General features: G+C 72.9%; 5 protein-coding genes. All 5 read right to left on the reverse strand.

Going from position 1 to position 7,841, the window contains the following annotated elements; translation table 11 throughout:
• Positions 1-4 precede the first annotated feature (4 nt).
• Positions 5-688: an STN domain-containing protein gene (locus ACSFBC_RS09325; protein ID WP_435510017.1), complete on the reverse strand. Its 684-nt coding sequence runs from the start codon at positions 686-688 to the stop codon at positions 5-7.
• 149 nt (positions 689-837) lie between these two features.
• Positions 838-2,193, reverse strand: coding sequence for a trypsin-like peptidase domain-containing protein (locus tag ACSFBC_RS09330; RefSeq protein ID WP_435510018.1), 1,356 nt, complete (start codon positions 2,191-2,193; stop codon positions 838-840).
• 5 nt (positions 2,194-2,198) lie between these two features.
• Positions 2,199-2,663 (reverse strand): YbaB/EbfC family DNA-binding protein, encoded by a 465-nt coding sequence (locus tag ACSFBC_RS09335; protein ID WP_435510019.1) that lies wholly within the window; start codon positions 2,661-2,663, stop codon positions 2,199-2,201.
• A gap of 31 nt (positions 2,664-2,694) precedes the next feature.
• Entirely contained in the window at positions 2,695-3,429 is a 735-nt protein-coding gene (locus ACSFBC_RS09340; RefSeq protein ID WP_435510020.1) for a S1 family peptidase, read from the reverse strand.
• 163 nt (positions 3,430-3,592) lie between these two features.
• The coding region (locus ACSFBC_RS09345) for a filamentous haemagglutinin family protein (protein ID WP_435510021.1) at positions 3,593-7,841 on the reverse strand (4,249 nt) is incomplete at its 5' end.

Here is a 7,841-nt window from a genome sequence, read left to right on the forward strand (position 1 = left end):
GCGGTCAGGGCTGCGCCGTGCAGACCGGCGGCGCGTCCGCGGGTTGCGCGCGCAGCAGCACGACGAAGGGCTGGTGCGGGTCGGCCGGCGGCGGCGCGAGGTCGGCCCGCGCCACGGCCGCGACGACGGCCGCATCGCGCCGCGCATCGCCCGTGGTGTCGAGCAGCCGGGCCTGCGCCACGCGTCCGGCGCCGTCGATGTGCACGCGCAGGGCGAGCCGGTAACTCCCGAGGGCGAGGTCTTCGCGCGCGCACAGCGCCCGCAGCAGCGCGGCCTGCACGCGTGCGTTGTCCGGGTTCGCACGGCCCGCGTTCGCCTCGGCTGCCGGGGCCGCGCGCGGAACGGTCGCCGCGGCCGGCTGCAGCACGAAGGCATCGGGCGCCACCGCGCGTGCCTGCAGGCCGCTGCCTTCGAGCAGCCGGTGCAAGGCCTCGGCCGGCGCGTGGCGGCCGCGCAGCGCGGCGCTGCGCCGGCCCTCAACCAGCGCCGAGGCGAAGAAGACCGAGAGGTGGGTGAGCGCGTCGTAGCGCGCCAGCGCTTCGTCGAGCGGCAGCGCGGGCAGGTCGAACAGGGCCTCGGCCACCGGCTCGCCCGTCACGGCGGCGCCGGCCGGCGGCGTGCCGGCGCTCAGCACGGCCATGCAGCCCGCCAGCCACCAATTGCGCGCGCGGTGCGCCATGCTTGCCATGGGGAGTCGTGCGTCCTGCTGTCCATGCCCATCGAGGCGTCGCGCCGCGACAGAATCGCCCGGCGAGCGTGCGCCGCGGATCGTAGGCAGGCGGCATGACCTTTCCGTGACAACGCGGCGGCCGGCGGCCTCCCCGTGCCGACGCCGCTTCAACACTTCGCCTGGCCCACGCGGGCACAGATCGGCACGAAGAGCCGGGTCGCGCCGCGTTGCACCAGCAGTGCCGCGGCACCGTCCGCGACCTCGAGTTCGTTGGCCAGCGTCTCGGCGCTGTCGATCGGCTGGCCGTTGAACGCCAGGATCAGATCGCCGGCCTGCACACCGGCGCGCGATGCGGCCGCGTTCACGCGCTGCACCAGCAGGCCGCCCTCGACGCGCAGCAGCTGCTGTTCGTGCGGCGCCAGCGGCCGCACCGCGAAGCCCAGGCGCGCCGGGGCCGACGGTGCCGCGGGCGCGGGCCGAGGCGCGTCGTAGCCCTCGACCTGCACCTCGATCACGCGCTCGGCACGGTCGCGCCAGACCACCAGCCGCAGCGTGCGGCCGGGCGGCTGGTCGGCGATCAGGCCCAGCGCATCGGCCGCCTGCACCACCTCGCGCCCCTGCACCTGGCGGATCACGTCGCCGGGCCGCAGGCCGCCGCGCTCGGCCGCGCCGCGCGGCGCCACGTCGTTGACCAGCGCGCCGGCGGGCCGTGGCAGGCCGAAGGTGTCGGCCAGCGCCTGCCCGACCTCCTGCACCGACACGCCGATGCGCCCGCGCGTGACGCGGCCGGTGGCGAGCAACTGGTCCTTGATGCGCATCGCGGTGTCGATCGGGATCGCGAAGGACAGACCCTGGTAGCCGCCGCTGCGGCTGTAGATGCGCGAGTTGATGCCGATCACCTCGCCCTGCAGGTTGAACAGCGGGCCGCCCGAATTGCCGGGGTTGATCGGCACGTCGGTCTGCAGGAACTGCATCGCGTCGGCGCCGGGCAGCAGCCGGCCCTTGGCACTGACGATGCCCGCGGTGACCGAGTTGCCGAAGCCGTAGGGCGAGCCGATCGCGACCACGCCGTCGCCCGGCTCGGCGCGCGCCGGGTCGCCGATGCGCACCGTGGGCAGGCCCTTCGCATCGATGCGCAGCAGCGCGATGTCGGAGGCCGCATCGAGCCCCACCACCTGCGCCTTGAATTCGCGCCGGTCGGGCAGCGTCACGCGGATCTGCGTGCCGCGCGCGACCACGTGCGCGTTGGTGAGGATCAGCCCGTCGGACTCGAGGATGAAGCCGGTGCCGAAGCTGCGGGCGTCGGCCGCGGGCTCGGCGCCCGGCAGCCCGCGGTCGCTGTAGCGCCGCGGCGGCGTCGCCTCGCGCTCCACCCCGATGTGCACCACGGCCGGTCCCTGGGCCTTGACCAGCGCCGACAGGCCCGCGACCGGCCAGGGCGAGGCGGCCGACGCGAGCGTGCACACACAGCCCATGCAGACCGCCGCCAGCACGCGGCGCCACCCTCCCACGCGCGAGGCCATGGCGCTCAGGTGGTGGCCGTGAAGCTCAGCGTGAGCTGCAGCACCATGGGCTGGCGCATGTCGCGCGGCGGCGGCTCGCTCAGGGGCTGCGCGGTGAGCAGGGTGCGCAGGTCGGCGTCGGCCTGCGCGTCGCCCAGCGACTCGAAGGCCACCCGCTCGACCCGCCCGTCGGCCGCGACCCAGACCCGCACCACCAGCGGCGGCGGTGGCGGTGCGCCTTCGCGCAGCAGCCGCGCCTGCATCCAGGCATGCAGCCGCTGGACGGCGGCGTCGGCCGGGTCGCTCAGCGTGGACTGCAGCTGGTTGCCGGCCATGTTGGCGTAGCTGATCCAGTGCTGCGGAATCGGCGTCACGGCCAGCGCCGGCGTGCCCGAGGCCGCCAGGCCGAGGCCGACCAGGCCGCAGGCGCGCAGCAGACGGCCCCAGGCGCGGCGCATGGTCGAGAGGGGCGAGACAGGAGAAGAGGTCATGGAGAGGTCCGGGAATCGAATTCGGTCGAGGTCAGCCGCAGAGCACGCCGACGGAGAGCGTCGAGGCACGTGCGGCCGGCGATTGGAGCGCGCCCAGTTGGGCGCTGGTGCTTTGCGAGAAGGCGATGCCGTGCGCCGCCAGGAAGGGCTTGATGGCGGCCACCGACACGGCGCGCACCTGCGTGGCGCCGGTGAGTGGTGCCGTGGACGAGGTGCGGCTCAGCACGTGGCCCGAGGCATGCGGCGCCGCGGCCACGCGCTCGACCACCACCCCCAGCAACAGGCCGTCGGCACCCAGCACCGCGGTGCCGCTGGCGCCCGGCCGCGCGCCGGACAGCAGATGCAGCCCCTCGACGCCGGGCACGGTCATCGCGTTGCTGCGCAGCAGCGCGCGATCGGGCAGGTGCTGCAGCGTCTCGTAGGCTTCGGCGAACACGCCGATGCTGACCGCAGGCAGGGCATCGGCCTGGGCCAGCGTGGCGCTCAGGTAGGGCTTGAGCGTGCTGTGCAGCACGGCCAGGTCGAGCACGGCGTCCACAGCGCGCACGCGGGCCTCGGCCACCTGCGCGCCCTTGATCACGAACAGCGACTTGCAGTGGGCCACCGCGTGCGCGGCCGTGAGCACCTCGCCCTCGGCGTTGAGGAACACGCCGCTGGCGTTGGCCTCGGGCGCGGCTGCATCGGCCATGGCCGGCGCGAGCAGCAGGCATCCCGCCCAGAGGCAAAGGCGCAGCGCGGCGCGCGGGGATCGCAGGAAGGAGGGCATGGCGGCGGTCGGTGCTCGGGTTCGTCGGGCGCGCACCACCCCCTGGCGGTGTGCTGCCCTGATCCAAGACGGAACAGCGCACACGCCACTGTCGTTTGTCACAAAAACTTCATGAAAAAAGAACGGCGCCACCGATCGATGGCGCCGTTCCTTCCGCAACCGCTCAGCGCGGCAGCCGGCGCTGCTCCGCTTCGGTGAGGCGCGCACGCTGCGCCGGGTCGAGTGCACCCTGGCCCAGCAGCTGGAAGGCGCTGTCGGGGTCGTAGCGCACGGCACGCTGCAGGCCGCCGGGCGCAGAACGCGCACCGGTGTCGGCCGGCTCGACCGGCAGCGCCTCGGTGCCGAAGCCCAGCACCCGCACGGTGAACACCGACGGCAGGCTCTGGCGCGCCGCCACGCGTTCGCGCTGCAGCACCTCCTGCGCCGCGCCCGCGGCCTGCGCGGCGGCAGCGCTGGCGTTGCTCAGCGCGCCCACGTTCACCGCCGCGATCGTGGGGATGCCCACCGACTGGCCCTTGACCTGGATGTTGGCCGCGTTCACCACCTGCAAGGCCGCGAGGTTCACGTTGCCCGAGACGCGGATGCCCGCCTCCCCTGCGTCGATGGTGCCCAACGGCGCGATCAGGTCGATGTCACCGGCCGGCACTTCCGGGATCGGCGCCAGCGTCGCGATGCCCGCGCCCGTGCTCGGCACATCCGACGACAGCGTCACGTTGCCCCACTGGTCGTACACGCGCTTGGGTGGCGTGTAGACCACGGTGGTCTTGGAGCCCCGACCCGCGTTGATGTCGCCCTCGGCCGACCAGCCCAGGATGCCGCCTCCGAAGGTGGTCATGATCCGGCTCTGGCCCAGCAGGATGCTGCCCAGCGAATAGATGTGGATGTCGCCCGCGCCCTGGGTCAGCACGCCAGAACTGGCCGGAGGAGCCTCGCCCTCGACGCCGAAGACCTGGCGGCCGCCCGGCGTCATGAACTGGATGTCGCCGCCGAACAGCGTGCGCACGAAGCCGCTGCGCACGATGGTCGTGCTGACGCCGTCGGCGACCGTCGTGCGCGTACCCCGGTACATCGTGAGGTCACCGCGGTAGTCGATCGGCTGGCCGTCCGCGCCAGTCTCGGGGAACAGCGCGGCGATGGCGTTACGCCCGCGCAAGTAGCTGCCGAAGCGCGCGCCGTCCGCATCGTTGTACTCGCGCCCGCCGGCCTGCAGCTCGGCGAAGTAAACCTGCCGCGCAAAGATGCGCTGCTGTTCGGCCGGCAGCGCATCGAAGAAGGCCCGTGCCTCGACCGGCGTGCCCTGGAAGCCATGGCCGTTGTCCTTGTCGGCCAGCCACGCGAGCAGCTCGGCTTCATAGGTCTTCACGACCTTGCCCGGCTGGTTGGCCAGCGGCATGCCACGCAGCGCGCGGTTGGCCGCGTCGAGGTAGCGCGACAGGAAGCCGCTGTAGTCGGCCCCCTTGGCACCCACGCCGGCCAGCATCGCGATGCTGGCGCCTGGCCGCGCATCGCCCGGCACCACCGGCCCCAGGCTGGCCACGCCCGCGCGGTCTTCCATCTGGATGTGGCGCCCAGCGCTGATCTCCAGCGTGCCGGGGCCGGCGATGCTGAAGTTGCCGTAGAGGATGTCGCGACCGGCCGAGACCACCGACACGTCGCTCGGGTCGTTGTGCGCGAACAGGTTGCCCGAGGTCGCATAGGTGGGGCCGAAGCCGAAGCCCGAACTGACGGCCTGGCCGATGGGCGTGCCGCTGCCGACGATGTCGCGCCCGGCCATCATCCAGACTGGCTGCCCGGCCTCGTACCAGGTCTGGCCGGCGCGCGTCGGGTCGTTGGACTGGAATGCGTTGATGCGGCCCGTGGCCACGCCCACCAGGTCGCCGTTCACCGCATAGAAGCGCACGGGTTCGCTGCCATGCTCGCTGCCGGCCGACACGGTGTTGGCCCCGAGCGCGAACAGCGGCCGGCCATCCTCGATGGTGTTGCCGGCGCGGGACAGGTTGCTCACCGCCGTACCGTTCGCCAGCGTGCCCTGGAAGGCCGGATGGAAAGGCGTGGCCATCGCACTCTCGGCCGCGCCCGAGGGGCTCACGGTGAAGCCGCCGCCGTAGATCGAATCGCTGGCGAGGAACTCCAGCAGGCTGTTGGCCGATGGCGCCAGCACCAGTGCGCCGGTCGCCCCTGTCGCCCTGTTCGTGACCATGCTGCCGTAGTAGAGGCTGCCGCTGGCCGCGACCGCGCTCAGGATCGACGGGTAGACGTTCGCCAGGTCGGTCGAGAGCGCCGCGGCGTTGGTCATCTGCGGCGTCAGGTCGCCGCCGGCCGAGAACAGGCGGATGGCGGTGTGCGGCGTCCACAGCGTGAACCAGCTGTCGCCGCTGCCCTGGATGCCGCTGGCGGTGAAGGGCGTGCGGTTTTGCACCACGGCGCGGCCCGCATCGTTGGCGCCCGTCACGACCAGGTCGCCGCGCGTGTTCAGCTGGTAGCCCGCATCGCCCGGCACCAGCAGGATGCCTCCCTGTGTGACCGCGCGCCCGGCCGAGAACGGATCGAGGGCTCGGGTGTCGCGCTCGGACAGCAGGCTCGTGGAATAGCTGAGCGACTGGGTCCCCATCGCGCCGGCCTGCAACTGCACGTCGCCGCGCAGGTTGACAAGCGCGCCGTTGAGCACCGCGTTGGTCTGGATGTTGTCCAACGGATCGAGCGCCAAGGGGTTGAGTGCGCCGCCGACGCGCAGGCTCAGGTCGCCCCCGCCGGTGAGCGCCAGGCTGCCATCGGCCAGCACGCGGCCGGTGCCGCCCACGGCCAGCACCAGGCCCTCGCTGCGCCGGTTGTCCGTGCCGGTGCGGATGGCCGTGCCGCGCTGCGACACGACGCCCGCATCGCCGCCCACGTCCACGCGCAGATCGCCACCGCCCAGCGTGCCGTAGCCGGTGAAGCCGGCCAGGGTGTCGGTGGCGCCGCGCGTCACGTAGCTGCCGAAGTTGATCCACCAGGCCGTGGGCTGGTCACCGCCCGCGCCGATCGCGTTGCCGCTGCCCTGGCGCCACAGCCAGTTGGCGGTGTCGTTGGTCGTCACGCCCGTGTCTTTCGGGTTGGGGCGGTTGACGCCATTCGCGGTGATGGCCTGCGCCACCTCGCCGGTCAGGTTGCCGCCGGCCTGCAGCGTGAGGTTGCCGCCGCCAGCCGGGTACCAGGCGCGCGCCAGACTGTCGGTGCCGCCGTCCACGAGCTTCTCGTAGCCTGCGTTGCCGTCGACCAGCACCTTGCCATTGCTGCCCACGACACGCGGCAGGTTGTACGGGTCACCGGCCTGCGTGGCCTGCGACGAGGCGCCGGCCGTGTAGACGCCGAACAGCGAGTTCATGCCGAGGTCGCCTGCGGCGCGCAGTTCGAGGTCGGCGGCGCCGGTGCGCAGCACGCTGAAGCGGGTGCTGCCGGGCAGGTGTTCGTATTCCGTCACGGCACTGGAGGCGCAATGCAAGGGCAATGCCGAGCAGTAGTTGGCCGCACTCTGCGTCGGGTCGCCGGTGACATCGCGCAGCCACTGGTCGTCGATGGGCTTGCCAGCAACGACCTCCGGCAGTCCGAGCTCGTCGGCCGCGGCCTGCGTCCAGGTGTAGGCAGAGATGGGCGCGCAATAGGCCGCGTTCTCCGCGCACAGCGCCGCGGCGGTCTGGTAGTTACCCCCGCTGAGTTCCTGCGCGATCGCGTCGGTGATCTCCATCCCGGCTTCGAGACCCGGGATGCCGAGCTCGTCGATGGCCTGCTGCGTCCACCCGAACGAGCCCTTGAACGGCAGCGCCTTGGCGAACAGGCCGTAGTGGGTGTCGGCCAGGCGCAGGTCGCCCGCCACCGGGTGCTGCTGCAGCGTGCGCGCATCGGCCGCGCCGAGGTCGGCGCCGGCCACCAGTTGCAACGACCACGATTGCGAGCCTTCCGGCAGCATGGGGGCCGCAGCCCACAGCCGGCCCTCGCCTGCGGGGCGCAGCTCGACCGACTTCGCACCGCCGGGAAGCTTGATGTCGGTGGCCGAGGGCAGCAGCGCACCCACCGGCAAGGTGGTGTTGCGGGCCATCACGTAGCGTGTGCCGGCCCCCGGCAGCACCACGCCCTTGGGCCAGACCATCGCAGCCAGCGTGGCACCTGCCGGCAGGCGCATGCCCGCGTCGAAGCGCGTGCCCTGCGGCAGCGTCACGTTCTCGCCGACGATGCTGCCGGCCGCGTGGAGGACCTGGCCCGAGGCATCGCGCACGTTGGCCGACAGCACCGTGCCGCCCGGCAACTGCATCGCCGCGGCCAGTTCGCTGGACACGGGGATCACCGAACCCGCGCTGAAGGTGTGCGGCTGGATCGGCAGATCGAAGTTGAGGGCCGTGCCCCCCTCGAAGGCGGTGCCGTCCGCCAGCACGATG

The organism is Variovorax frigidus (assembly GCF_051216515.1).
In the GTDB taxonomy this organism is placed as follows: domain Bacteria; phylum Pseudomonadota; class Gammaproteobacteria; order Burkholderiales; family Burkholderiaceae_C; genus Variovorax.

What these genes read in the sequence shown, in the direction of transcription:
- ACSFBC_RS09325 (WP_435510017.1), bottom strand. Translation starts at nt 688, where the DNA reads ATGGCAAGCATGGCGCACCGCGCGCGCAATTGGTGGCTGGCGGGCTGC.
- ACSFBC_RS09330 (WP_435510018.1), bottom strand. Translation starts at nt 2,193, where the DNA reads ATGGCCTCGCGCGTGGGAGGGTGGCGCCGCGTGCTGGCGGCGGTCTGC.
- ACSFBC_RS09335 (WP_435510019.1), bottom strand. Translation starts at nt 2,663, where the DNA reads ATGACCTCTTCTCCTGTCTCGCCCCTCTCGACCATGCGCCGCGCCTGG.
- ACSFBC_RS09340 (WP_435510020.1), bottom strand. Translation starts at nt 3,429, where the DNA reads ATGCCCTCCTTCCTGCGATCCCCGCGCGCCGCGCTGCGCCTTTGCCTC.